At 31.6% G+C, this 24889-nt stretch carries 21 protein-coding genes; 3 read left to right on the forward strand and 18 right to left on the reverse strand.

Translation table 11 applies throughout. The features are described from left to right. Positions 1 to 195: 195 nt before the first annotated feature. From carB to HALSA_RS09045, 9 genes are all read right to left on the reverse strand, one after another. Positions 196 to 3414: a carbamoyl-phosphate synthase large subunit gene (carB, locus tag HALSA_RS09005; protein ID WP_013406262.1), complete on the reverse strand. Its 3219-nt coding sequence runs from the start codon at positions 3412 to 3414 to the stop codon at positions 196 to 198. A gap of 22 nt (positions 3415 to 3436) precedes the next feature. Next, positions 3437 to 4513 carry a glutamine-hydrolyzing carbamoyl-phosphate synthase small subunit gene (gene carA, locus HALSA_RS09010; RefSeq protein WP_013406263.1) on the reverse strand — a complete coding sequence of 359 codons (1077 nt, stop codon included), beginning with the start codon at positions 4511 to 4513 and terminating at the stop codon, positions 3437 to 3439. Between the two features lie 399 nt (positions 4514 to 4912). Next, the gene (locus HALSA_RS09015) at positions 4913 to 6625 is read right to left on the reverse strand and encodes an NADH-dependent [FeFe] hydrogenase, group A6 (RefSeq protein ID WP_013406264.1); all 1713 of its coding nucleotides are present in this window, start codon (positions 6623 to 6625) and stop codon (positions 4913 to 4915) included. Next, positions 6618 to 7850, reverse strand: a complete 1233-nt coding sequence (locus HALSA_RS09020) for a complex I 51 kDa subunit family protein (RefSeq protein WP_013406265.1) — start codon at positions 7848 to 7850, stop codon at positions 6618 to 6620. The genes HALSA_RS09015 and HALSA_RS09020 overlap by 8 nt, the downstream gene beginning before the upstream one ends. Positions 7851 to 7861: 11 nt before the next feature. Then, positions 7862 to 8305 carry an NADH-quinone oxidoreductase subunit NuoE gene (gene nuoE / locus HALSA_RS09025; protein WP_013406266.1) on the reverse strand — a complete coding sequence of 148 codons (444 nt, stop codon included), beginning with the start codon at positions 8303 to 8305 and terminating at the stop codon, positions 7862 to 7864. 436 nt (positions 8306 to 8741) lie between these two features. Continuing rightward, positions 8742 to 11285 (reverse strand): sigma 54-interacting transcriptional regulator, encoded by a 2544-nt coding sequence (locus HALSA_RS12490; RefSeq protein WP_013406267.1) that lies wholly within the window; start codon positions 11283 to 11285, stop codon positions 8742 to 8744. Between the two features lie 160 nt (positions 11286 to 11445). Then, positions 11446 to 11976, reverse strand: coding sequence for a permease (locus HALSA_RS09035; protein ID WP_013406268.1), 531 nt, complete (start codon positions 11974 to 11976; stop codon positions 11446 to 11448). Continuing rightward, the gene (locus tag HALSA_RS09040) at positions 11973 to 12449 is read right to left on the reverse strand and encodes a permease (RefSeq protein WP_013406269.1); all 477 of its coding nucleotides are present in this window, start codon (positions 12447 to 12449) and stop codon (positions 11973 to 11975) included. Before HALSA_RS09040 ends, HALSA_RS09035 begins: the two co-directional genes overlap by 4 nt. A gap of 238 nt (positions 12450 to 12687) precedes the next feature. Next, a complete protein-coding gene (locus HALSA_RS09045; protein ID WP_013406270.1) occupies positions 12688 to 13824 on the reverse strand; it encodes a pyridoxal-phosphate-dependent aminotransferase family protein in 1137 nt (378 codons plus the stop codon). Positions 13825 to 14006: 182 nt separating this feature from the next. On the opposite strand from HALSA_RS09045, the gene HALSA_RS09050 reads away from it, so the two are divergent. Continuing rightward, on the forward strand, positions 14007 to 14696 hold the full coding sequence (locus tag HALSA_RS09050; RefSeq protein ID WP_013406271.1) for a hypothetical protein: 690 nt from the start codon (positions 14007 to 14009) through the stop codon (positions 14694 to 14696). Positions 14697 to 14767: 71 nt separating this feature from the next. Here HALSA_RS09050 and HALSA_RS09055 read toward each other — a convergent pair whose 3' ends face one another. Next, entirely contained in the window at positions 14768 to 15604 is an 837-nt protein-coding gene (locus tag HALSA_RS09055; RefSeq protein WP_013406272.1) for a DegV family protein, read from the reverse strand. 185 nt (positions 15605 to 15789) lie between these two features. Between HALSA_RS09055 and HALSA_RS09060 the strand changes: the two genes are divergently transcribed. Next, positions 15790 to 17151, forward strand: a complete 1362-nt coding sequence (locus HALSA_RS09060) for a DDE-type integrase/transposase/recombinase (protein WP_013404750.1) — start codon at positions 15790 to 15792, stop codon at positions 17149 to 17151. A gap of 331 nt (positions 17152 to 17482) precedes the next feature. Here the strand turns inward: HALSA_RS09060 and HALSA_RS09065 are convergent, their stop codons facing one another. After that, entirely contained in the window at positions 17483 to 17686 is a 204-nt protein-coding gene (locus tag HALSA_RS09065) for a cold-shock protein (protein ID WP_013406273.1), read from the reverse strand. Positions 17687 to 18012: 326 nt separating this feature from the next. On the opposite strand from HALSA_RS09065, the gene HALSA_RS09070 reads away from it, so the two are divergent. Further along, a complete protein-coding gene (locus tag HALSA_RS09070) occupies positions 18013 to 19278 on the forward strand; it encodes a complex I subunit 5 family protein (RefSeq protein WP_013406274.1) in 1266 nt (421 codons plus the stop codon). 64 nt (positions 19279 to 19342) lie between these two features. Here the strand turns inward: HALSA_RS09070 and HALSA_RS09075 are convergent, their stop codons facing one another. The 7 genes from HALSA_RS09075 to HALSA_RS09105 form a co-directional block, all read right to left on the reverse strand. Next, complete coding sequence (locus tag HALSA_RS09075) at positions 19343 to 20287, reverse strand: ABC transporter substrate-binding protein (protein ID WP_013406275.1); 945 nt, start codon at positions 20285 to 20287, stop codon at positions 19343 to 19345. 16 nt (positions 20288 to 20303) lie between these two features. Next, the gene (locus HALSA_RS09080; protein ID WP_013406276.1) at positions 20304 to 20924 is read right to left on the reverse strand and encodes an ABC transporter permease; all 621 of its coding nucleotides are present in this window, start codon (positions 20922 to 20924) and stop codon (positions 20304 to 20306) included. Between the two features lie 3 nt (positions 20925 to 20927). Continuing rightward, positions 20928 to 21590, reverse strand: a complete 663-nt coding sequence (locus HALSA_RS09085) for an ABC transporter permease (protein WP_013406277.1) — start codon at positions 21588 to 21590, stop codon at positions 20928 to 20930. Between the two features lie 17 nt (positions 21591 to 21607). Next, the gene (locus tag HALSA_RS09090) at positions 21608 to 22717 is read right to left on the reverse strand and encodes an ABC transporter ATP-binding protein (RefSeq protein WP_013406278.1); all 1110 of its coding nucleotides are present in this window, start codon (positions 22715 to 22717) and stop codon (positions 21608 to 21610) included. Positions 22718 to 22989: 272 nt separating this feature from the next. Next, a complete protein-coding gene (locus HALSA_RS09095) occupies positions 22990 to 23469 on the reverse strand; it encodes a phosphatidylglycerophosphatase A family protein (RefSeq protein ID WP_013406279.1) in 480 nt (159 codons plus the stop codon). A gap of 95 nt (positions 23470 to 23564) precedes the next feature. Further along, positions 23565 to 24518 carry an ADP-ribosylglycohydrolase family protein gene (locus HALSA_RS09100; protein WP_013406280.1) on the reverse strand — a complete coding sequence of 318 codons (954 nt, stop codon included), beginning with the start codon at positions 24516 to 24518 and terminating at the stop codon, positions 23565 to 23567. 25 nt (positions 24519 to 24543) lie between these two features. After that, entirely contained in the window at positions 24544 to 24867 is a 324-nt protein-coding gene (locus tag HALSA_RS09105) for a hypothetical protein (RefSeq protein WP_013406281.1), read from the reverse strand. Positions 24868 to 24889 lie beyond the last annotated feature (22 nt).

The following is a 24889-nucleotide window of genomic DNA, read 5'->3' on the forward strand; positions in this document are numbered from 1 at the left end:
ACCATACCTTGCCTTTATTTTATGTACATTTTATCACCTTTATTGGCAATTGTCAAAATATTCGCATTAAATATTTGGTTTTTTTTTCTACTTTATATTTATTATTAAAATTAAAACAAAAAAGCAAAAATCAAATTATAAATTCTCATGATTTTTGCCTTTGAAATAGAATATTAAATTATATTATTAATAAATTTATTTTACATAATCCTGAAGGGCTCTGCACTCAACCTTATCTCCTGCTTTAATCTCCTTTAGGACTTTGAGCATAGCTTCTGTAGTATCAAGTGATGTCAAACAGGGAATACCCATCTCAACAGCACTTCTTCGGATTTTAAAACCATCCCTTTCCGGAATTTTTCCTTTCGTTAATGTATTTATAACAAGATCTATCTTATCTTCAGAAATTAATTCAAGTGCATTCGGAGAACCTTCATCTATTTTCTTAATTTCATTAACTTTAAGTCCTTTTTCTTTCAACTTTTCTGCAGTTCCACTGGTTGCAGAAATTTCAAAACCAAGTTCTGCAAAATCTTTTATATACTCTACTGCTTCTGTTTTATCTTTATCTGCAATTGTAGCTAATATTCTACCCTCTCTAGGGATTTCTAACCCGGCAGCAATTAAACCCTTATAAAGAGCTTTTTCATAGCTTTCAGCCAGGCCTAAAACCTCTCCTGTTGACTTCATTTCAGGGCCAAGATTTGTATCAACCTGAGTGAGCTTAGAAAATGAAAACACAGGAACTTTTACGGCATAATGATTTTTTTCAGGTAAAAGACCACTTTTCCAGCCTAGATCTTTAAGCTTAATTCCCAATAATGCCTTGGTTGCTAAATCTACCATTGCAACTCCTGTAACCTTACTTAAATAGGGAATAGTCCTGCTTGATCTTGGGTTAACTTCTATAACATAAACTTTATTGTCATTTACCACATATTGAATATTGATAACTCCCTCGACATTAAGCTTTTGACTAATCTTGATACTATATTCTTCAATTTTTTCTTTTATTTTTTCTGAAAGATTATGGGGAGGATAAACAGCAATACTATCACCTGAATGCACACCAGCTCTTTCTACATGTTCCATTATTCCTGGTAAAATAACTGTTTCTCCATCTGAAATTGCATCAACTTCAACCTCAGTTCCAGTTAGATATTTGTCTATTAAAACTGGTCTGTCTGGAGAAACTTTAACAGCATTTTTCATGTATTCTTCTAATTCTTTTTCATTATAAACTACTTCCATTGCCCTACCACCAAGAACATAAGATGGCCTAACTAAAACTGGATATTTAATTTCAGCTGCAATTTTTTCTGCTTCTAAAAGTGATGCAGCAGTTTTTCCGGCAGGAGTAGGGATATCTAATTCATTTAAAAGTTTAATGAATCTATCTCTATCTTCAGCCAGATCAATCGAATCTACCGAAGTCCCTAAAATATTTACACCTTCATCAGCTAATTTAGCAGCTAGATTTATTGCAGTCTGTCCTCCAAATTGAACTATTACACCTTCTGGTTTTTCGTTTTCAATAATGTGCATTACATCTTCTTTTGTTAAAGGCTCAAAGTATAACCTGTCAGAAGTATCAAAGTCTGTACTAACTGTTTCCGGATTATTATTAACTATAATAGATTCATATCCTTCTTCATGTAATGACCAGGCCGAATGTACACTGCAGTAGTCAAATTCTATCCCCTGACCGATTCTTATCGGGCCTGACCCTAAAACCATTATCTTTTTCTTATCTGAAGCTACTGCTTCATTTACTTTTTCATAACTGGAATAATAATATGGTGTTGCTGCTTCAAATTCCGCTGCACAAGTATCTACCATTTTGTAAACCGGATTAATCTTTAGTTGCTTTCGAAGCTTTTTTATTTCTATTTCATCTAAGTTAGTTAAAAGAGCAATTTCTAAATCAGAAAAACCCATTTCTTTAGCTTTGAAAATTGTTCCTTTGTGTTTGATTAAATCCTCTTCTTTAAGACTCTGCAGTTCTTTTTCTAAATCTGTAATATTCTTTATTTTATGCAGAAAAAATGTACTTATTTTTGTAATTTGATGAACTTTCTCTACACTCCAACCTCTTCTGAGTGCCTCAGCTATTACAAATAACCGGTTGTCATCTGCTTCAATAAGAAAATCTTTAATTTGCAGATCAGATAAATCTCTAAATTCTTCTAAATAAAAACCATACCTGCCTATTTCAAGAGATCTAACTGCTTTAAGCATTGATGATTCTAAATTTCTTTCAATAGCCATTACCTCACCGGTAGCTTTCATTTGAGTTCCTAAATCACGATCTGCATAATGAAATTTATCAAAGGGCCAGCGGGGTATTTTAAAAACAACATAATCTAAAGCAGGTTCAAAACAGGCAGTAGTTTTACCTGTTATTGCATTATCTATTTCATCTAAATTATAACCTAAGGCTATTCTAGCAGATACTTTAGCTATTGGATAACCTGTTGCTTTTGATGCAAGCGCACTAGAGCGGCTGACCCGGGGGTTAACCTCAATGATATAATATTGGAAACTATCTGGGTCTAATGCATATTGAACATTACAGCCACCTTCAATCCCGAGGGCCCTAATTATTTTAAGCGCAGAGCTTCTAAACATCTGATATTCTTTATCACTTAAAGTTTGGCTGGGAGCTACAACTATACTATCACCTGTATGAACCCCCACCGGATCGAAATTTTCCATATTACAAACCACAATACAGTTATCATTAGCATCTCTCATAACTTCATATTCTATTTCTTTCCAACCTTTTATGCTTTTTTCAATTAAAACCTGGCCGATAAGACTGTGTTTGAAACCCCTGATGGTTATTTCTTTTAATTCTTCTAGATTATCTGCGACTCCTCCACCAGTTCCCCCCATGGTATATGCTGGTCTAACGATTACAGGAAAACCAATTTTTTTCGCAATTTCTGCAGCCTGTTCCACATTTTCTGCAATTTTACTATCAAGTACAGGTTCACCTATTTGATCCATTAATTCTTTAAATGTATTTCTATCTTCTGCTTTTTCAATTGTTTTAATTGGAGTTCCTAATAATTCAACATCTAATTCATCTAAAATCTTACTTTCTGCAAGATCTATCGCTAAATTAAGTGCAATCTGTCCACCTAATGTAGGAATTAAACCATCTGGTTTTTCTTTTCTTAAAATTTCTATAATACTTTCTAAAGTTAAAGGTTCTATATAAACCCTATCTGCCATATTTTCATCGGTCATTATAGTGGCAGGATTGCTATTGACCAATACAACCTCTATTCCTTCTTCTTTTAAAGCTCTACAAGCCTGACTTCCAGAATAATCAAATTCTGCAGCCTGCCCAATAATTATTGGGCCTGATCCAATTACCATAACTTTTTTAATATCGTCTCTTTTAGGCATAATACCTCCTTTAATTTAACTGCTATTTTTTGAGCATTTCAATAAACTGATCAAATAAATAATGTGAATCCTGGGGGCCAGGTGATCCTTCAGGATGATACTGTACAGAAAAAGCTGGATATTTTTTGTGTTTTATTCCTTCTATAGTGTTATCATTGACATTAAGATGAGTAATCTCTATATCTAAATTTTCTAATGAATCTTTTTTTACTGCAAAACCATGGTTTTGTGAACTTATATAAACTCTACCGTTTTTTAAATCTTTTACAGGGTGATTAGCACCTCTATGACCAAATTTTAGTTTATATGTTTCTGCTCCACATGCCATAGCAAGTAACTGATGACCTAAACAGATACCAAAAATAACTGTTTTGCCTAATAATGCTTTTATAGTTTTGGCTACATAGGCAGCATCTCTGGGATCACCAGGACCATTTGAAAACATTACTCCATCTGGATTAAAAGCTAATATTTCTTCTGCAGAAAATGAGGCTGGAACTACGATAACCTCTGCTCCCCTCTGTAAAAGTGAGTTCTTAATATTATCTTTAGCCCCTGAATCTACTAAAACTACTCGCAGGTTTTTTCCTTCACCATATTTTCTAACTTTACTGGTAGTTACCTGAGAAACAAGATCCCTTCCCGACAAAGCAGGAACATTTTTTGCCTTTTCAATTAATTGTTCTTCACCCAGATCTTCAGTTGTTATGATACCACGCATAGTACCCTGACGGCGCAAAGTTTTTGTTAAAGCTCGAGTATCTATACCTGTAATTCCAGTAATATTATTTTCTTTTAAATACAGTTCAAGCTTTTTTTTCAACCTCCAATTTTCAGGATTATTTGAAAATTCCTTAACTATAAAACCATTAACATGAGGTTTTATAGATTCAAAATCATCAGAATTAATCCCGTAATTACCTATTAATGGATAGGTCATACAAACTATTTCGCCTTTATAAGAGGGATCAGTTAATATTTCTTGATAGCCAGTCATACTAGTATTAAAGACAATTTCCCCACTTGTTTCGCCTTCTTTTCCAAAAATCTTACCTTTGAAAATACTCCCTTCTTCTAAAACAAGTTTAGCATTTAGCATTTAAAAACCTCCGTTTTCTTTTTTGAATCAAGAAGAAAAACTAATGTTTATCTGTTTATATAAAAATAAAACCTTCTCTCCAGAAACTGGCAAGAAGGTTTAATAATCATTGATAAGCTTTTAAGTTGCTTTATTTTAGACAATAAATATCTATTAGAAAAATTTACTAAAAGATATAAAAGCACTTAGAATTTTGCTGCTCTCTAATTTTTATAAAGCAATCTTCCTTTGCCAGCCTCTCTGGACTGATTTAAAAGGACAAATATATTTTTTATTATTGTGCTTTAGTTTAACATCAAAATTATAAGCTGTCAATAGCTGCAAAGAACATTTAGATAACAAAATAACTATTATCCTTGTATACAATCAAATAATATTGTTTGTTTTCCTTTTTTTAACTTAAATACCTCTTTTAATATATTCAGTATGAAGTAAACGATGAGCTAATTCACTTCCGGGTTTATCTAAATATTCTTCATATAATTTTTTTATATATGGATTTTCATGAGATTTTCTGAGTTTTTTGTTTTTATCTATTTGATAGATTGCTTTTCTTCTTTTCTCAACAACATCTTCATCATAACTTATAGGTTGACCTCCACCATTAAGACATCCGCCTGGACAGGCCATAAATTCTACAAAATGAAATTCTTCACCTTCATCGATCATTTTCATTATTTTATGAGCATTATTTAAACCATGAACAACTGCTACTTTTAACTCAAAACCCTCAATATTTACTGAGGCTTTTTTAATTCCCTGATCACCTCTGAGCACTTCAAAATCAATTTTTTCTAATTCTTTTTCTGTGATTAATTCATAAGCTGTTCTTAAAGCTGCTTCCATAACCCCACCTGTGCTTCCAAAAATATCAGCTGCACCAGAAGAAACACCTAATAATTTGTCATATTCTTTTTCTTCAATGTTTAAAAAATCTATTCCAGCGGCTTTAATCAACCCTGAAAGTTCACGGGTTGTTAAAACATAATCTACATCACTACCCATTTCTTTTCTTTTTGCTTCAAATTTCTTAGCAGTACATGGCATTACAGACACAACTACCAAATCATCAGGATCAATACCTGCTTTTTCTGCATAATAGTTTTTTGCTACTGCTCCAAACATCTGCTGAGGAGATTTAGCAGATGAAAGATTGCTCAAATATTGTGGATAAAAGTGTTCTATAAACTTAATCCAACCAGGACTACAAGAAGTAAATAAAGGCAATGTTTCTTTATTATTTATTCGATTGATTAACTCAGTTCCTTCTTCCATTATCGTTAGATCTGCTGCAAAATTTGTATCAAAAACAGCATCAAAACCAAGTCTTTTTAAAGCAGCAACAAGCTGACCGGTAGATATTTCTCCAGCCTTAGCACTAAAAGGTTCAGAAATAGCAACCCTAACAGCTGGAGCAGTCTGGACAATAACATGCTTATTCTCATTTTCTAAGGCCTGCCAAACCTTTTCTTTTTGATAAACTTCATGTAGGGCGCCGGTTGGACAGGATAAAATACACTGCCCACAATTTGTGCACTCTACATTACCCATTCCCATATCTTTAAATGTTGTTACAACTGTATCAGGCCCTCGATTTGCTGTAGTAAAAATACCTATACCCTGTATTTCTTCACATTTTCTGATACAGCGATTACAACTAATACATTTATCCGGTTCTCTAACTATTGAATAACTCGAATTATCTACACTGTGCCCACCTCTAATTGGATCAAGTCTTACCTTTTCTATTCCTATATCTTCGGCTATCTTTTTGAGTTCACAACTTCTATTACGACTACAGGTTAAACAATTTAACTGACAATCAATATTATGAGTTGCGATAATCAACTCAAATAAATTTTGTCTCAATTTTCTTACTTTTCGCGAGTGGGTTTTAATTTTCATGCCACCTTCTACAGAAGTAGCACAGGCAGGTTTTAGAAGTTCTTCACCTTCTACTTCTACAACACACAAACGGCAGCCCCCATAAACAGAAAGCTCTTTTTCATAACACAAAGTAGGTATATATATATTAGCCTTTTTAGCAGCTTCTAAAATACTTATCCCTTCCTCAACAGATAATTTCAAACCATCTATTTCAATATTAAGCATATTTTACTCCCCCTGATTTAAATTTGCTGCTGTAATTATTGATAACAGAACTAATAAAACTTAAAGAGCTCTGTCCTAAACCACATCTTGCAGCAAGTTTGATTGTATTACCTATATCATTAATTAACTCGAAATCCAATTCAGACTCATTATCTTTATATCTTTTTAATATACGATTTATCTGTCTATTACCCTCCCGACAGGGAAAACAGGTTCCACAAGTTTCATCCATATAAAAACGGGATACATTGAGCATTAAATCTAATAAATCATGACTTTCATTGACAGCAATTACAGCTCCAGAGCCGAGACTACTGCCTAATTTTTCAAAAGTTTGATAGGTATAAGGAAGCTCTAAGTCTTCAGCCTTAATTAATGCTGTAGAAACTCCACCAGGTATAATAAAGCTTAAAGTCTCTGAGCCTCTCATGCCCTGACCAAGTTTATAGATAATATCATTTAAAGTAACTTTAGCAAATTCGATTTCATACAAACCAGGTGCATTGACATCCCCACTTAAAGAAATTAATTTAGTACCCCTACTACCTTCAACTCCTAATTCAGAAAACTCTACAGAATCTTCGTTAAAAATTTCTGCAGCACAACAAAGGGATTCCACATTATTGACTACAGTTGGATTATCAAATAACCCTTTTTGAATTGGATAAGGTGGTTTAATTCTTGAACGACCTCTTTTGCCTTCAATAGAATTTAAAAGTGAAGTTTCATCACCACATACATAAGCACCTGCTCCTCTGACCAACCTCAATTCCAGACTAAAATCACTGGAAAAAATATTCTCTCCCAAAATATTTTTCTTTTCTGCTTTATCAATAACATCTTGAAATTTCTTAATTGCATTTATATATTCTCCTCTAATATATATATATGCTCTAGCTGCTCCAACTGCATAAGCAGCAATCATTATACCTTCTAATACCTTTAAAGGTCTTTCTTCAAGCAAATAACGATCTTTAAAGGTTCCCGGTTCTCCTTCATCTCCATTACAAACTAAATATTTATTATCATTATCAATATCCTTTGCAAATTGCCATTTCAGACCAGTCGGAAATCCTGCTCCACCTCTCCCCTTCAGTTCAGAATCTTTTACTTTTTGAATTATTTCTTCTCTGCTCATAGTTAAAGCATTTTTTATTGAGTTAAAATGATAATTATCTACATCATCAAGTCGATCACCTTTAAGATATACCCTTTCTAAATTCATCATTAGCCTCCTTAGATACAGTTATTTAATATTTCTATAGCTTTTGTTTTTGTTAGTTTTTCATATATTTGATCATTAATCATCATTACAGGACCCTCTGCACAATGGCCTAAACATTCAACTACTTCAAGAGTAAATTTTTTATCTTTGCTAGTCTCATTATTTTCTATTCCCAGATATGATTTAACTGCCTTTAAAAGAGATTCAGATTCATTTAAATGACAGGAAATACTGTCACAAATTCGAATAATATATTTTCCTGTAGGCTCTGTATAAAGCATAGAATAAAAACTTATTACTCCATAAGCATTAGCTCTTGACAAATTAAACTTCTCAGCAAGATTTTCAATTTCATTTTCTGGAATATATCCATAGGTATCTTGAACATTATGAAGTTCTTCTAAAAGACTACCTTCTTCGAAAATAATATCCTCTATAATTTTTTCATTACTCATAATTTAACCATCCCCTTTTGTGAATTTTTTCTTTTGATTAAATAAAAATAAAGTATTCATCTATAATATTATGCATTTATCATACCAGTCATTATAAAATATTGATTTTATTATGAAATATAAAAAAATATTATTTGATATAAACTAAGTATAGGTTTCCATAGCTGACATGATAGGGTTCGCAAAGGTTTAATTATTTATATAATAAAAAAATATTTTTTTATTTTACATATTTAATTTAAAATAAGATTATATTTCTCTATAAAATAGTAATTTAATCACAACAGGAGAAAAATAATGCATCAATGCATTAAAAATAGGCCTTATTCCCAGCTGAAAAAGATTGAAATAGGCCTAATCTTTGATAAATTAATCACAATCTTAAAATAATAAAACTGATGCATAAACGCATTAATAATGCATCAGTGCATCAGTTCTAATTAAAATATTTTTTTAGCTTTCTAACTACGGTAGACTGATTTACTTTTAAAAGATCTGCAATTTCATAGGTTGTTAAATCTTCTTTCAGCATAGCTAAAATATCTTTTTCTACCTGAGCCACTGCTTCTTTTAAAGGAATTATCTGTTCAACCGTTATTTCTTTATTTTCTTCTATTTCAATATTTAATAATTCTTTAAGATCTTCTTTGGTGATCTTATTATCATCTGCGGTTATAATGATCCGTTCTATTATATTAGATAACTCCCTGACATTACCCGGATAATTATATTTATAAAGCAATTCTCTTGCTTCTGAATTAAATTCAATATTTTTTTGGTATTTTTGCATATATTGTTTGCTATAATAATTGATCAAAGCTGGTATATCTTCTCTTCTTTCTCTAAGTGGCGCAATATTAATAGGTACTACATTTAAGCGATAAAACAAATCTTCTCTAAACTCTTTATTTTCAACCATATTTTTTAAATCTCTATTTGTGGCTGTAATCAATCTGAAATCAACCTCTATTTCCTCTAATCCTCCTACCCTGCTCAATTTATGGTCCTGAATAACCTGTAGTAACTTTGCCTGCATGGAAAAAGGTAATTCCGCTATCTCATCTAAAAATAAAGTTCCTCCATCTGCGTTTTCGATTAAACCCTTTTTACCTTTCCTTTTAGCACCACTAAATGAACCCTCTTCATAACCAAATAATTCTGATTCTAAAAGATTTTTCGGAATAGCAGCACAATTTATTTTTACAAAGTCACCACTTTTTTTGCTTTTCTCATAGATAAATCTCGCTATTACCTCTTTACCTGTGCCAGACTCTCCAGTTATTAAAATTGTAGATTCAGTCTCAGCTACCCGGACAGCTAAATTAAGTATTTTTTTCATTTCTTTAGATTTAGAAATTATATAATCAGGAATATCTTGATTATTTAAATCATTTTTAGAATCATTAAAATTTATTTCAGATAAATCTCTAGCATTAATAATAATTTGTTCAAGCTCACCAGCTTGGTTTTTAATAGGTTTTGCAGTTAAAATTATGCGTTGATTTTCCCCATGATTTTGAACAAAAGTAATTTTATTTTTGTTTTCTAAAAGTTTTAATTCGAAAAGTGGATAAAGTTCTAATTCTTTTTCTACCTCTGTAATTCTTCTTCCTTTGACTTCTGTCAAATTTAAACCTAACATTTCTAGATATGAAGTATTGATTTTTTCTACCACTCCATTTTTATCAAGCAGCATAATTCCATCATAAGAAGAACTTATAATTAAATCTAAATTTTTATTTACCTTTTGTATCTCTTTTAATTCTCCTCTTTTTTCTTTCAGCAAATAAGGAAGACAAATATTGACTTCTGCCAGTCCTTGTGCAACTGCCACAGCTTTATCCCAACAACTATTATAACCACAGGCACCACAATCAAGCAGATCTTCTTCTGAATATTTATCAGTCTTATTTAATATTTCCCATAGTTTTTCTTCAGATGGCTCAGGTAACGAAATATCTTCATTTTGATATTGACATGATAAATCTATTTGGGCAGCAATATCTTTATTATACTTATTAAAATAACTGTTTGATTTTAGATAATTAAAAAAGTTTCTTTCTTTTACATAATAGTTTTTATCTTTTAAATCAAATCCATCAATACAACCTTTGCAAAATAGTAAATCTGCAAATTTTAGTTCTATATCCCCATCTTTTAAAGCTTCTATTAATTCTATAACTTCTTTTTCTCCTTCAATATGGAGTGAATTATCATTATAATCACTAACTTTTTTTAATAATTCTCCCCCAATTGCAAGAGATCTTGCTGAGTTCGAGATATCTTTTTTATCAAAATTAAGTTCTACTTTAGACTGCTTATTATTATTGACTTCTTGCTCAATTTCTAGTTGCTCAGCAATTGAAAATAATTCGCTAAAAGTTAAAACCGCTGCAAGATTTTCTTCTTCTTTAAGCTCAATTTTTTTGGCCTGACAGGGACCAATTAATACAAGCTTCTCTAGAGGCTTTTCTTTTTTTAAATACCGGCAGAGTGCCCTCATCGGTGAAACCACTTCTATTAGATTATCACTTAATTGAGGATAGTATTTATTTATTAAATTTACTATAACAGGACAAGCAGAAGAAATTAAAGACTTATCAGTTTTTTGCAAAATTTCTGTATATTTATCACAAATTAATTCTGCTCCCCAGGCTACTTCATAAATATTATTAAAACCAAGTTTTTTTAAAATAGAAAACCAGTCTTCTTTTTGCCATAATCTATTATAAACTGCATAACTTGGTGCCAGGGCTACTGCAATATTGCTTTCTTCTGTTAATAGTTTTAATACTAAGTCTTTTTCGCTTATTATTTCCCTGGCATTTTGTGAGCACAAATTTACACATTTGCCACAATGAATACATCTTTCTTCTATAACCTCAACTTTACCTTCATTTACTTTAACTGCACTGACAGGACAATTGCGAACACAGGCATAACATTCATGACAATATTCTTTTAAAATTTTTATAAACAATTAAAGCACCACCTTTAGGTGTTAAGATTATAGTCAGCGTAATAATTGAATTTAAATTAATTTTACTTCTAATTAAAATTTTATCACGGTAATTAAAAAACAGCAAGCAAAAAAGTCTGCTTGTAACAAGCAGACTTAATGTCAATTAAAGAATGTAATTTTAACTTTTAAGGTCTAGGTTTTCAAATTTAATAATTTTTTCCATAACTGTTGAAATTATAAAAATAGAAATTGTTGTAAACACAAATCTCAAAACAGAAAATTTAACTCCTATAAATTGTATTTCTACTCCCAACTGAGGAATTTTTAATGATGCCCATACTCCTAAAAAAATGATAACATTGCTTAAACTGGCTTTTTTCCGCAATAATTCTCCTGCAATGGGAAAAGCTATATACATTGGTCCGGTTGGTAATGTTCCCAGAAAAAAAGAAAAAAGTTTTCCTTTAAAACCTGATTTTTCACCCAGATATTTTTTTACTAAGGAAGTTGGTACCCAGATATCAGCTAAACCCATAATTATTAATACAGCTGGAAAGATCATAATCATTTCTTTAATATATCTCAGTGACATATCCTGAGCCAGCGGAAATCGACTCGGGAAAAATCTTTTAAATAAATATGCAATCACTAACCAAAAAACAACTATTTTTAATATCTTAAATAATTTAGCTTTAAATTTATTTTTCACATGAACACCCCAATTAAAAATGCAATTATGACCGCAAATATAAAAGCAAAAAAGTTTCTGTAAAAGGTTATCTTTTTGCCTAGCTCATTTATTTCAACTGGGATTGTGACAAAACCAACCATAGTTAAGGTTGTTATAAAAGCTGCAACCGGGGTATAAGAAGCCCCAGCATCTATTAAAGATCCAGCTAAAGGTAAGGCAATTAAACTGGGAATCATCATTAGAGAACCAAATAATGCTGCAGCTGCAACCTGAATCAAATTAAAATCTGCCCCCAAATAATTTCTTATCATTTCTGGAGGTATGAATGCAAAAACAATACCAATTACAGCCACAAGTGAAATCAAGGCAGGGGCCAGCTCTAAACCTTTACTTAAGGCAATCTCCAGAGCTTTTTTCGACTTATTTTTACTGTGTTTAAATGAAACTCCCAATAATATCAAAGCTATTAAATTTATAACAAGAGCTACCATCTTTTTATCCCCCAATAATCAATAAAATAATCTAAGTAATTAAAGTTTAGCCAATTACTAATTTATTTTCAATGAGCTATATCACATTAATATTTTATAATGCGCAAATGATAAAAAAATACCTCCAAGTAGATAGTCTGTTTTAATTAATTAGACTGTCTACTTTGGAAGTATCATATCATTAGAAAAGATCTTTATTATTAATCTATTCACCAAAAGAGGATTATAAAATAATTTATTATTCTATTTCTTCAACGAAAATTTTATGTAACTTATAATTTAGCTGATAACCTAAATCTCTTAAACTATGATCAAAAGCTTTTAAAGTTCGATAAATTTTTTCTTCATAACAATTCTCACCCATATGACCAATTCTAATTAATTTATTTTTGAATTTCCCAATTGAACCTGCTATCATAACATTATATTTTTCTGTCATATGTTGATTTAATTCTTGAAATTCAATCTTTTCAGGAACTTTAACTGCAGTTACTGTATTAGAATGACCATTCTCTGCATATAGTTTGAGTCCTGATTTTACCAGAGCTTTTCTCACAGCTTTAGCTATCTTATCATGTCTAGTGTATACATTTTTATCTGCCAGCCATTTATCCAGACCAGCATCAAGAGCATAAATATCGCTAATAGCTTGGGTATAAGGGAAATGCTTTTTTTGATACCAGTTCTGCCAGTGCTGTAAATTAGTATAATAACCTTTAACTGCTGTTTCTCTTTGTTTTATTACATCCCAGGCTGTCTTACTTACACTCATAAAGGTTAACCCAGGTGGCACAGACAAACATTTTTGTGAGCCTCCTAAAATAATATCGATCCCCCAACTGTCAACATCAATTTCAACTCCTCCAATTGACGAAACAGAGTCAACAACAGACAAAATATTATAGTTGTTCAGCAGCTCACAAATCTCTTCTGCTGGATTAATAATTCCTGTCGGAGTCTCACAGTGAACAAAAGTGGCAAATTTGAAATCATTATTTTTACTGAGTTTCTTTTCTAATTTTTTAATATCAATCGCCTTATCATAGGGAAACTCCCATCTTTTAACATTAGCTCCATAAAGATTAGCAAAATCTGCAAATCCTTTACCAAAAATGCCATTGTCCAAAACTAAAACCTTATCATTATTCTCAATTAAAGAAGCACAGGCCGACTCTAAGCCTAAAATTCCTTCCCCACTCATAATAATCATATCATTTTTAGTTTTAACTACTTTTTTTAACTTATTACAAACATTTAAATAAAAATCAAAAAATTCTGGGTCAAGATCGGGGTTGGTAATTTTTCTACTCATTGCCCGTCTCACTTCCTCACTAACCTCAGTTGGCCCAGGTGTCATAATTAATAGATCATTCACACAAACCACTCCAATACTAAACTGTAATATAAATCTTATAATTTATAGACGGGTATTGTCAATAGTTTTTACAAAATAAGAATAAATTTTTTAAAACTTAACTGACTAATTTGCAAAGAAGGATAAATTATTTTATAATAACTAACAAAGTAAATTCATCTTGTCCTGGAGGTGATCTATCTTTGGCAAAAGAAAAAAGTGATAAGTCAATTCCTTTTATTATAACAAGTTCGTATTTGCTTTCCTTTTTATTTATTCGGCTAGCAGTTATTATAGCTGGTGCTGCAGGTAGTGCGGCGTCTCAGGCTGCCAAAGCAGGCGAAATAAGGTTCTATATTGGTACAAATATAATATTATTTGGTTATCATATTCACCATTTGTTTATAGGAATATTTTTAATTGCACTGGCCGGTTGGTTTGCTATAGTTGGTTCTGACTATTTTGATCGAAGGGACACCGCCTTAATGTATGGAATTGGCATGGGCCTATTTATGGACGAAATCGGTCTCTTATTGTCCTGGGGAGATTACTGGTCAAGTACAACCTATTTATTAAGTCTACTTTTAGGTGGTATCTTTTTAAATATAATCTTCTTCCCAGACTTTTGGAATGATGTAAAAGGACATCTGAGAGCTGTTGATCCTAAAAAAATGGTTGTTTCACATTATAAAAGAGACTCTATTATTCGGGGGGTAGACAAAATGGCAGAAGAAGCTGATAAAACAGAAAAAATAAGTCAAATATTTTCTGGGTTGATATATATTGCAGTAGGTATATTGATAATTTTTAATCCAGAATTGGTTTATTACTGGGTGGCAGGCGGTTTCTTCCTCCAGGGATTAACTAATTTTGTTAGAGCCTGGAAATCATAAGATTATTGCTTTAAAAATATAGCAAAGCACCTGAGAGTAGTAATCTTTCAGGTGCTTTAAGTTCACCTAGATTAAAAGGCCAAAACTACTCCACCTTCATTAGCGTAAACAGTACTTATTCCAGCAGTTTCAACTATAATAACTTCTCTAAAATTATATTTTTTTAGGGCTTCATTTTTTATATACTCTGCTTTTTCAAGGGCATTACAATGCGAAATCCCAAGAATTTTTTCTTCTAACTCTTCTCCTCTTTGTCCAATTTTATCCACCAATTTTTTTATTGCTTTTTTACTACCCCTTGCTTTATCTAATAAAATTATTGTCCCATCTTCAGCACCTGCTAAAATTGGTTTAATGTTGAAAAAGGAAGCAATTTTTCCCTTCACTTTATTCATTCTTCCGGCTTTAATTAAATTATCAAGAGAATCTAAAACAAATAAAGTCTCCATTTCAGCTATGTATTTTTCTGTTTTTTCAATTATCTCTTCTCTTCCATATCCAGCTTCAATTAATTCTCCTATTTTATAGGCTATCATAGTTTCTCCTACAGTAGCACTATAGGAATTAAAAACATGCACAAATATGTCTTCATCTTCATCACTGAGCAGCTGTTTGGCCAGCAGAGCATTTTGATAGGTGCTGCTTAGTTCTTTAGATAAGGTAACAACAAATACATTCTCATATCCCCTAAACAACTTTAAAAATGTTTCTGGAGAAGGACTAGCAGTTTTTGGAGCATTTTTACTTGCTTTCATAGCACTTAAAAGTTTTTCCCGATCTAAATTATGATCATCAGTAAATGTTTTATCTTCGATATCAATGGAAAGAGGTGCTGTAGATATATCAAATCTCTCACGAATATCTTGATTTAAATCACAGCAACTATCTACTACAATTTTTGAATTCATTATTTTTACCTCCAAAAAATATATATGTTACGTCAAATCTAATAGTTTTTTCAAAAATATTAATAGTTATCATAGTTGTCAGGCTAGGAATCTCCATAAAAAGAAGGAATCCCTCCCCCTGAGCTAGTAAATAGTAATTGAGAAAGTCACAACCTACTAGACCCAGAAAGGAAGGGATGTAAGTTATGTTTTCTCGAAAAATACCTAATTTCCTGCTTAAACCTATCATGAATTTTGTTCTTTTGACCTATCTTTTTTTCGCCAGACTTTTCCAGGTTGATTTTGAACCCAATAATAAACTCGATGATAGTTATACTAAATTTAACAGTTTTGATGACCCACAACCTATTATAGAATATAATCAGGTTGACTATCGCGATATTCTAGCTGAAGCTGAAAAAAATGGTGAAACTATTCAGCCTGTTAATCGCAATAAACCTCTAACTGTAAAGGTTGAGGAGTGCTCTCAATGTGGAGCTCCCAAAAAATATCTCTACAGTTTCGGTCATGATCCAGATGGATACCAAAAGTTCCAGTGTAAACTCTGTAAACATCAGTGGGCTCCTAAGAAACCTAAAAAACCTAAGAACCACCCTACATATCGCTGTCCTTTCTGCAACTATGCTCTTGCTAAAGAGAAAAAGCGCAAGCATTTTACCAAGTATAAATGCCGCAATGATGACTGTTCTAAATGGAAAAATGAACATAAGCGTTATCGCTACAGAGCCTATAATTTTGATATCAATAAGCTTGAACTTTCCAGACCTGATAAAGAACCTGTTAACCTTGATCATTCTCACTATGGAAACTTTACCATCTCTAAGGCTATTGACTTTTATGTCAGTCTTGGTCTTTCTTTAAGACAGGCTGAAAGAGCTCTTAAACTTGCCTATGGTGTTTCACCTTCAGCTCAAACCATCCAAAATTGGACTGTCTCTTTAGCTTACAGACTTGCTCCTAAAATCAATGAGCTTGATCTGCCTTTATCTGGTATTGTTGCTGTTGATGAAACATATATTAAAATAAAAGGCAGCTGGCATTATCTTTTTACTGCCATAGATGGTGAAAATGGCTGTGTTATCGCTCAGCATCTTTCTAAAAATCGCGACGCTAAAGGTGCAATAACCATTTTAAAAAGAATAATCGACCAATATCAAGACCAAAAATTTGTTCTAGTTACTGATATGGCTCCAATTTACAGAGCTGCTGTCCATGCTGCTAAAGTGTTTTTGAAAACCAATATTGACCACAAACAACTTAAGGGGCTATTTGCTAACGATGATAACTCAGATGAAATTTACAGACCTTATAAAAACATCATTGAAAGGTTTTTCGGTACTTATAAAGCCCATTACAAACGCCATAAAAGCTTTAGCTCTTTTGATGGTGCACTTACTCATATAACTCTTTATCAGCTCTATTTTAATTATTTAAAACCTCATAGTTCCTTTAATGATAAACCACCACTGATAGTGGAAGGAGCAAGAGGTCAGCCTATCGAATCCTGGGCCCAACTTATCAGATGGATCACCAAAACTGATAGGTAATTAAATATCTTTTAGAAAAATCATGTTTTATCTCTTTAGATATTTATAATCACTAAATACCATTTTCTTACTTTATTTACAACTTTAAACTTTTGACATTCTGATCATTTTCATTATAATCGTAATTAGTGGTGCTCTATTACTATTTGCTTACATTTTATGGTAACTATCATATTTTATTTGACGTTATCAATATATAAGTATTTAACCTAAATATATTTTATCTGTAGTTAAAGTAAAAATCAAATATTTTTAAAAAAATAAAAACCCCGACTAAATTAATAGCCGAGGCGTTTAAATTCTAATTTTAATTATAATTACCTAATTAGTACTATATAACAACAACATTTTCTGCCTGAGGACCACGGTCTCCTTCAACAATTTCAAATTCTACCTCTTGATCTTCACTCAAAGTTTTAAAGCCTTCCTGTTCAATGGCAGAAAAATGTACAAATACATCATCTCCATCTTCTCTTTCAATAAACCCATAACCTTTTTTCTCATCAAACCATTTTACTTTACCTGTGTAAACCATATTAATATCTTCCTCCTAAAATTTAACCTGAGTAATGTTACTATTTTAGGTTACTCAGTGCTTTTAATATATCATCCATTTTATAATTTGTCAAATATTGCGAACATCTACCAGTTTATTTTAAAACAAATTATAGTTGAAAAAATTTATCCTGAACTTAATCGGAAAATAGCTTTAATAATAATTTTTTTTTTAATTTAGCCAATTGTCTTTTCTGCTGCTTTAATCTATGATATAATTCTTTAAGAAAGTTTTAGTGCTTAAATTAAAAATTTAACTTTTTATATATACTATAATTACAAATATATATTTCAGGAGGAAATTACATGCCTCAATATTTTTACAGTAACTTTGTTTTTGATAATATTAATCTTTTATTATTAACAACTGGTGTTTTGGTTACATTATTTACTTCATTATCAGCCTGGCGCAAAATAGAAAAGAACAAAATAATATTTTATCTATTGATTATTTTTTACATATTAAGCTTTAGTATAGTTATTACTACAAATAACTGGTTTTTATTTATGGTAGGTTGGGAAATTGCAACTTTAGCTACTTCTTTAATGCTTGTCTGGGATAATAAAAATATTGCCTGGGAATATTTTGTTATACAATTTATTGCTGGAGCATTTTTATTATTAACTGTAATAACTGCTTATACAAATGGGTATAATCAAATAGGAGCAATAAATGAATTTTGGCTTCAGTTAATGTTTATTATAGGTGTCGGTGTAAAAAGTGCTTTAATTGGTCTACATTTCTGGGTTCCCTATGTATATAAACAGGCATCTACCACCTTTTGTGCAATTTCATCTGCCTGGGTTGCTAAATTAGGTTATATTGCTCTTCTAAAAATAATTACAGAAGGGAATAGAATATTACTTTATATGGGAATTATTATGATTTTTTATGGTGGTATAAAAGCTTTAGAAGAAAAAAATTATAAATTAATCCTAGCTTATAGCTCGATCAGTCAATTTGGTTTTATTGCACTGGCAATTGGAAGTGGAAATATTTATGGTTACACCGGGGCAGTATTACATATTATAGCTCATGCTATTGCAAAATCAGTATTATTTAATGGTGCTGGAAATTGGATTAAAGAATTTAATTCTACTTCTATCTTTGATTTTAAAAGATGTGAGTTAAAACAAAAAATTAATACAGCAAGTACTATCCTGGCTTTTCTATCTTTAATGGCAGTCCCTAGCTTTTTAGGTTATAACAGCAAACATCTCATTAAATATTCACTTGAATCAATAGAAATGTTTGAATTTCTTTTGCACCTCGGGAGTATCTTAACTGTAGCGTATTCAATTAAAATAATGTGGGTTATTATTTTTAAAGACCTAAAAGATAATGATTTTAACTTTAAACTTAAAGTAACTAGCAATTATAAACCGACTATTATTGAAAATACCTCTTTAATAATTCCTGCAGTTACGCTAATTTTCCTTGCTTTAACTGCAAATTATTATCTGCATCCTCATTTTGATTTTCACTATATTAACGGGATATTTACAACTGTAATTTATTTTGGTATCGCCTATCTGATTCGCTTCCCGATTATGTCAAGACTAAAAAATTAAATCTTTAAAAAAGGCTGGTGATTTACACCAGCCTTTTATTTGTCAATATAATATTTAACTAAATTTAATTATTAATATAGTTTGCTAAATCACTGATAGTTTTTAAATTCAATTCTTCTGCTCTTTCTTCTCTCATCAATAGTGTATAAGTATTATTTGCTTCTGCAAAATTTAGCCAGTGAATATTATGAGTTTCTTTATCCCATTCTCTTACTTTTTCATAGGCTTCTTCTGCACTTACAATACCTTCTTCTCCCATGCTTGTCATCAAAGTAGTCCCTGTATATTCCCAATAAATATCAATTTGGTCTGATTCTATTGCATTACGCAAAACAGCAGTTGAACCAAGGCTACTCCTGTCCCTAACATTATAACCATGATTTTCTAATAACTGTACAGTAATACTGCCTAAAATTAACTGCTCTGTCCAGTTTTTAGATGAAACAACAATAGTTGAGCCTTCCTTTTCTTCTGCGTTTTCAACTAATAGAGAACTTTCTAAAAGAAAATCTTCTGCTATTTGGTCTGGCTCTTCACCATCTACATCTGCTCTTTCATTAAGCTCAATTAATTTTTCATCGGTAAATAATACTGTTAAATCATGGATTAGTTCTTCTAATTCTGGATGTTCAGCAAGTACCTCTCCCCTAACAAGCGCTGCTACATTATAGGCAGGAAAAAATCTTCTATCATCTTCGAGCATCCTTAAATTAAGAGAAGAGATTCTGCCATCTGTTGCATAACCCATCGCAACATCTACCTTATCAGAATCCAAAGCCTCATAACTCAAACCAATCTGAATTGTACTCAAAGCATCACGATCAAATCTGAAATCATATTCTTTTTCTAAACCTGGAATTCCATCTTCTCTTTCTAAAAAATCGACACTTGTAGCCATCCTAATTGCTTCTTTCTCTTCAGAAGCTTCTTGTGTATAACCTCCTAGAAAAAAAGCTGATAATAATACTAAAACAACAATTAAAAATATCATTTTTTTATTTTTTAACATAAAGACAACTCCTATCTTATTTTAATTTTCTTCCCAGCAGTTCAAATGAACGATCTATAATTATTGCAATAAATGCAGCTAATAACGATCCGAGTAATATTTTTCGTCTATCAAACATAGCTAAGCCTGTAAAAATCATCTGGCCTAGACCACCAGCTCCTATTAAATTGGATACAACAGCTGTCCCTACTGTTACTACAGCAGCTGTTTGTATACCAGCAATTATAACTGGTAAGGCTAATGGTAATTCAATTTTATATAGAATCTCAAAAGGTGTCATTCCCATTCCCTGAGCAGCCTCTATTAAATCGGTTTCAATATTATTCAAACCTGCAATTGTGTTTCTAATGATAGGTAAAAGGGCGTAAATTATCAGAGCAGTAACTGCAGGTACAAATCCTATTCCTAAAAAGGGCAGCACTAGTGCTATTACTGCAAGACTAGGTAAACCCTGGGCAATATTAAAGAAAAATATTAACTTTTCACTGTAATTTTTAATAAAATTCCTGCTTAGAATTATACCAGTTGGTAGAGCAATTAATATTGCAATAAAAACCGAAAAGCCTACCAACCTTAAATGCTGTATCATCAATGTTATACCCTCTTCAACAAAAATCTGCCAGTATTCTAACAGCATTTATTAACCCCTCCCCAGGTTAAGACTTTTTTTGACTCCTGGAGAAAGGAATTTCTTTTCTAAAAAACCCATTAAAATATCTACACTTACAGATATAGCAGAAACCAAAACAGCTCCAGTAACAATCATTTCTGTTCTGGTCCTTACAATTCCCTGATAAATTAACTGGCCTAAATTTCTTTCTCCTATGAAAACTGCCAGGGTTGCAATGCCAACCATCATTACAAGAGCTACCCTTACCCCGGCAATTATAACCGGTAAAGCAAGGGGAAACTGTATCTTCCACAGTATTTGTCTTTCCGACATACCCATAGCCCTGGCTGATTCTATAATCGCTGGATTTACCCCATTTAAAGCAGTATAGACATTCCTCAAAATAGGAATCATGGAATATAGCACTAAAGCAAATACAGCACTTCTAATATTTAAACCAAAAGCAGGGATTGTCATCAAGATTCCATATAGTGATATACTTGGTACTGCCATTATGAAACTACCAAAAGCAATCAATGTTTTGGCAGTTTTGCTCTTATTTCTGATAATTATTCCCACACTCAGCCAGAGGAACAAAGATAAAGTTATAGAAATCATAAGTAAATAAAGATGGGCAAAAGTATATTCAATAATATTATCTAAATTTCCAAAAAAGTAATTAATAATAGACATCTTTTAACTCCCCTTGATTATTTCTGATACTCACAGCTAATATGTGATTTAATATTATCTAAAGTTACCCTTGCCAACAACTTATTATCTTTATCCACAACCGGAAATATGGTAAATTCTTTTTCTAACATCAGATTAAAAACATCTTTTAATGATGCATCTTCCTTGATAACAGGTATTTCTTTAATATAATCCTGCCAATCTTTATTGCCGTTTTTTTCTAAAGATCTTAAAGTTACATAACCAGCCATTTTTTTATCGTCAGAAGTTATTAATAAATATTTTTTTTCTTTCTTCTTTATTTTTTTGAGAAGACTATGATAATCATCAGAAAGTGATGCAAATTCAAAAGTGCTTTCCATGATTTCATTTACTTTAATTAAATTTAAAACCTTTAAAGCACGATCTGAACCAATAAAATCTTCCACAAATTCATTTTTTGGACTAAACAATATGTTTTTGGGGCTATCATATTGAACCATTTTACCTTTATTCATAATTAAAATTTTATCCCCCATTTTGATAGCTTCATCTATATCATGGGTAACAAAACAAATAGTTTTATTAATTTTTTTCTGAAGTCTTAAAAATTCATTCTGTAGTTCAGCTCTTGTGATTGGATCTACAGCCCCAAATGGCTCATCCATTAACATAATTGGTGGATCTGCTGCCATAGCTCTTGCTACACCAACCCTCTGCTGTTGACCACCTGATAATTCATGTGGATATTTATCCATGTTATTATCTGCATCTAAATCAATTAATTTAAGCAGTTCCATTACACGTTTATTGATCTTATTTTGATCCCATTTTAATAAGACAGGTACAGTTGCAATATTTTCTCTTACTGTCATGTGAGGAAAAAGTCCAATTTCCTGTATAACATAGCCGATTTTCCGTCTCAGTTCACTCTTTTTTTGTTCTGCAGTATTAACTCCATTTATATAAATATTTCCAGAACTGGGTTCAATTAATCTATTAATCATTTTTAATGTTGTTGTTTTCCCACAACCTGAAGGACCTACAAATACACAAATTTCTCCTTTATTAATTTCAAGATTAAGGTTATAGACAGCTTCTTTTGCTTCACCCTGATAAGACTTAGTAAGATTTTCTAGTTTAATCATTTATCTGCACCTCTTAATATTTTTCCTAAAAATCTATAAAAATTAATCCATATAAGTTTAATAGGAATTTTTATTAATAAAGTATACAGGGAAAAAGATAGATTTGTCAAGTAGTAAAAATACTTAAAAAGAAAAAATTCCCTCTAGAGCAGAAATGTAAATAATAAATCTATCTGCTCAAAAGAGGAAATTATAATTAGGATATAAACAATATTAGTTTTAAAAATCAAATGTTTTCATTTAACATGTTTAGATATTTAAGTGCTTATAGTTTACTCATTACCTTCACCATGTGCATAGCGACTGGCTGCTGCAGAAGCTATTCCTGCAACTAAGTCATCTAAAAAGGTGTTGACCTTCCCATTTTTTTTAGTATCAAGTTTTTCAATAATGCCAAATTTCTTTTTATCTAAAAAACCATAACTGGTTAATCCAATTGTCCCATATAAATTTACAATGGAAAGGGGAATAATTTCATCAATACCATAAAGTCCTTCATCCGTGTCAATAATAGTTTGAATAGGTTCTGGAAGCTGTTTTTTCTCAGCTAGCTCATCAAGAGCAACTCCAGTTAAAATTGCATGAGCAACTTCCCTTTTTTTTAAAACAGCTTCAACATTTTCACGACAAGTTTTTAAAGTTATTTCTGGATTAAAAGGCTCCTGTAATGATTTAACCAATTCTGCAATATCTTTAACAGTCACCCCTCTGGTATTTAAAACTTCGATTGATTTTTCATATAATGATTCCATTCAGACACTCCTTTATAAATTTTAATTCTCTTTAAATTGATTAACTAGCTCTCATTTTACAATAATAAGCTGAGCATTGCAAAAATGCTTTTAATTTAACTACCTAATCTTTTTTCACTAAATTCATCGATAAGTTCTAGGACTTCATCTAATCTTGCCAGTTTTCTTAGCCATTCAGCAGGAATATCAGAATATCCATAATGAATTCCTGCCAGTCCACCTGTTACTGCTGCGACAGTATCCGTATCTTCACCTAGATTTACAGCTTTCAATACAGCATAGCTGTATGAATCAGTATTTAAGAGCACCCAGAATGCTGCTTCAAGTGTATCAACAACATAGCCTGTTGATTTGATCTCATTTTCGTTATAGTATTTAATATTTCCAGCCAAAATTCTTTTATAATATTTCAATTCTTTTTTATATGCTTCATCTTGAATAAAATCTTTTAAATGTTCTACTGTTTCTTGATAGGCATTTTTAAGCTCAGCACCCTCAATTATTCGAATAGCAAAATCAATATAAATATAACATCCCAAAATTGAACGAGGATGACTGTGGGTTAAAGAAGTGACTTCTTTTGTTTTATTAAATCTCTCTTCATTATCCGCATCTAAAAGATAAAATGCCAGTGGTAAAATTCGCATTAAAGCTCCATTCCCATTATCTCTTTCTCCACCAGCACCTGCCCTTGTTGGAGACTGACCAGCTTTAAGCCTTGATATAGATTCCCGAGTAGAGTTCCCTACATCAAAGGTTCTACCCCTAGCTGTCCAATAAGCATCATAAAGCCAGCTGACAAATTTATCGGCCTGGTCTTGAAGATCATATCCATTTATAAGTGATTCCAAAAGACAGAGAGTTAAAGAACTATCATCAGACCATGTACCAGGCGGCTGATAATAGGTTCCATAACCCCGCATTTTTTGAACAGGATCTTTTTTTAATTCTTCCCGGCTCTTAAATTCCACAGGCACACCCAGAGCATCAGCAGTTAAATGAACAATTATTCCAGCCTTAAGTTTTTCTTTAATCTTTCTAGCACTCATTTTTTCACCTTCTTAATTATTAGCTTTATTGATAACGCCTGACTACTGCAGCAATAATGACCCCATAAATAATACCAGCTAAAAATGAAACTAAATCTGTCATACCAGTTGATAGATAAAAAGCTAAAGAAACCATTAAACCGAGCAGCCCACCTTTAATCAATCCCTGGCTACCTGCTTCGATTTTAGTCAGACCGATCAAAAATCCCATGAGCAACCTATTATACCAGAGTGCAAAAAGGTATAATTCATTTCCACTAAAACCCTGTCTGATACTTCCCCCAATTATACAGATGATTCCCAGGAGTGCTCCACTAATGATTGAGATTTGCAATTTTTTATTAAACATATCAGTCTCCTCTTTCTCTATA

Source organism: Halanaerobium hydrogeniformans, from assembly GCF_000166415.1.
Lineage (GTDB): Bacteria > Bacillota > Halanaerobiia > Halanaerobiales > Halanaerobiaceae > Halanaerobium > Halanaerobium hydrogeniformans.

Bases quoted from the DNA above. Each gene is read 5' to 3' on its own strand.
- carA (WP_013406263.1), bottom strand. From the start codon at position 4,513: ATGCTAAATGCTAAACTTGTTTTAGAAGAAGGGAGTATTTTCAAAGGT.
- HALSA_RS09015 (WP_013406264.1), bottom strand. From the start codon at position 6,625: ATGCTTAATATTGAAATAGATGGTTTGAAATTATCTGTTGAGGAAGGG.
- carB (WP_013406262.1), bottom strand. From the start codon at position 3,414: ATGCCTAAAAGAGACGATATTAAAAAAGTTATGGTAATTGGATCAGGC.
- HALSA_RS09060 (WP_013404750.1), top strand. From the start codon at position 15,790: ATGTTTTCTCGAAAAATACCTAATTTCCTGCTTAAACCTATCATGAAT.
- HALSA_RS09105 (WP_013406281.1), bottom strand. From the start codon at position 24,867: ATGTTTAATAAAAAATTGCAAATCTCAATCATTAGTGGAGCACTCCTG.
- HALSA_RS09085 (WP_013406277.1), bottom strand. From the start codon at position 21,590: ATGTCTATTATTAATTACTTTTTTGGAAATTTAGATAATATTATTGAA.
- HALSA_RS09095 (WP_013406279.1), bottom strand. From the start codon at position 23,469: ATGGAATCATTATATGAAAAATCAATCGAAGTTTTAAATACCAGAGGG.
- HALSA_RS09020 (WP_013406265.1), bottom strand. From the start codon at position 7,850: ATGAATTTAGAAAGGGTATATCTTAAAGGTGATCGACTTGATGATGTA.
- HALSA_RS09080 (WP_013406276.1), bottom strand. From the start codon at position 20,924: ATGCTGTTAGAATACTGGCAGATTTTTGTTGAAGAGGGTATAACATTG.
- HALSA_RS09070 (WP_013406274.1), top strand. From the start codon at position 18,013: ATGCCTCAATATTTTTACAGTAACTTTGTTTTTGATAATATTAATCTT.
- HALSA_RS09055 (WP_013406272.1), bottom strand. From the start codon at position 15,604: ATGAATTCAAAAATTGTAGTAGATAGTTGCTGTGATTTAAATCAAGAT.
- HALSA_RS09090 (WP_013406278.1), bottom strand. From the start codon at position 22,717: ATGATTAAACTAGAAAATCTTACTAAGTCTTATCAGGGTGAAGCAAAA.
- HALSA_RS09040 (WP_013406269.1), bottom strand. From the start codon at position 12,449: ATGGTAGCTCTTGTTATAAATTTAATAGCTTTGATATTATTGGGAGTT.
- HALSA_RS09100 (WP_013406280.1), bottom strand. From the start codon at position 24,518: ATGAGTGCTAGAAAGATTAAAGAAAAACTTAAGGCTGGAATAATTGTT.
- nuoE (WP_013406266.1), bottom strand. From the start codon at position 8,305: ATGAGTAATGAAAAAATTATAGAGGATATTATTTTCGAAGAAGGTAGT.
- HALSA_RS09065 (WP_013406273.1), bottom strand. From the start codon at position 17,686: ATGGTTTACACAGGTAAAGTAAAATGGTTTGATGAGAAAAAAGGTTAT.
- HALSA_RS09075 (WP_013406275.1), bottom strand. From the start codon at position 20,287: ATGTTAAAAAATAAAAAAATGATATTTTTAATTGTTGTTTTAGTATTA.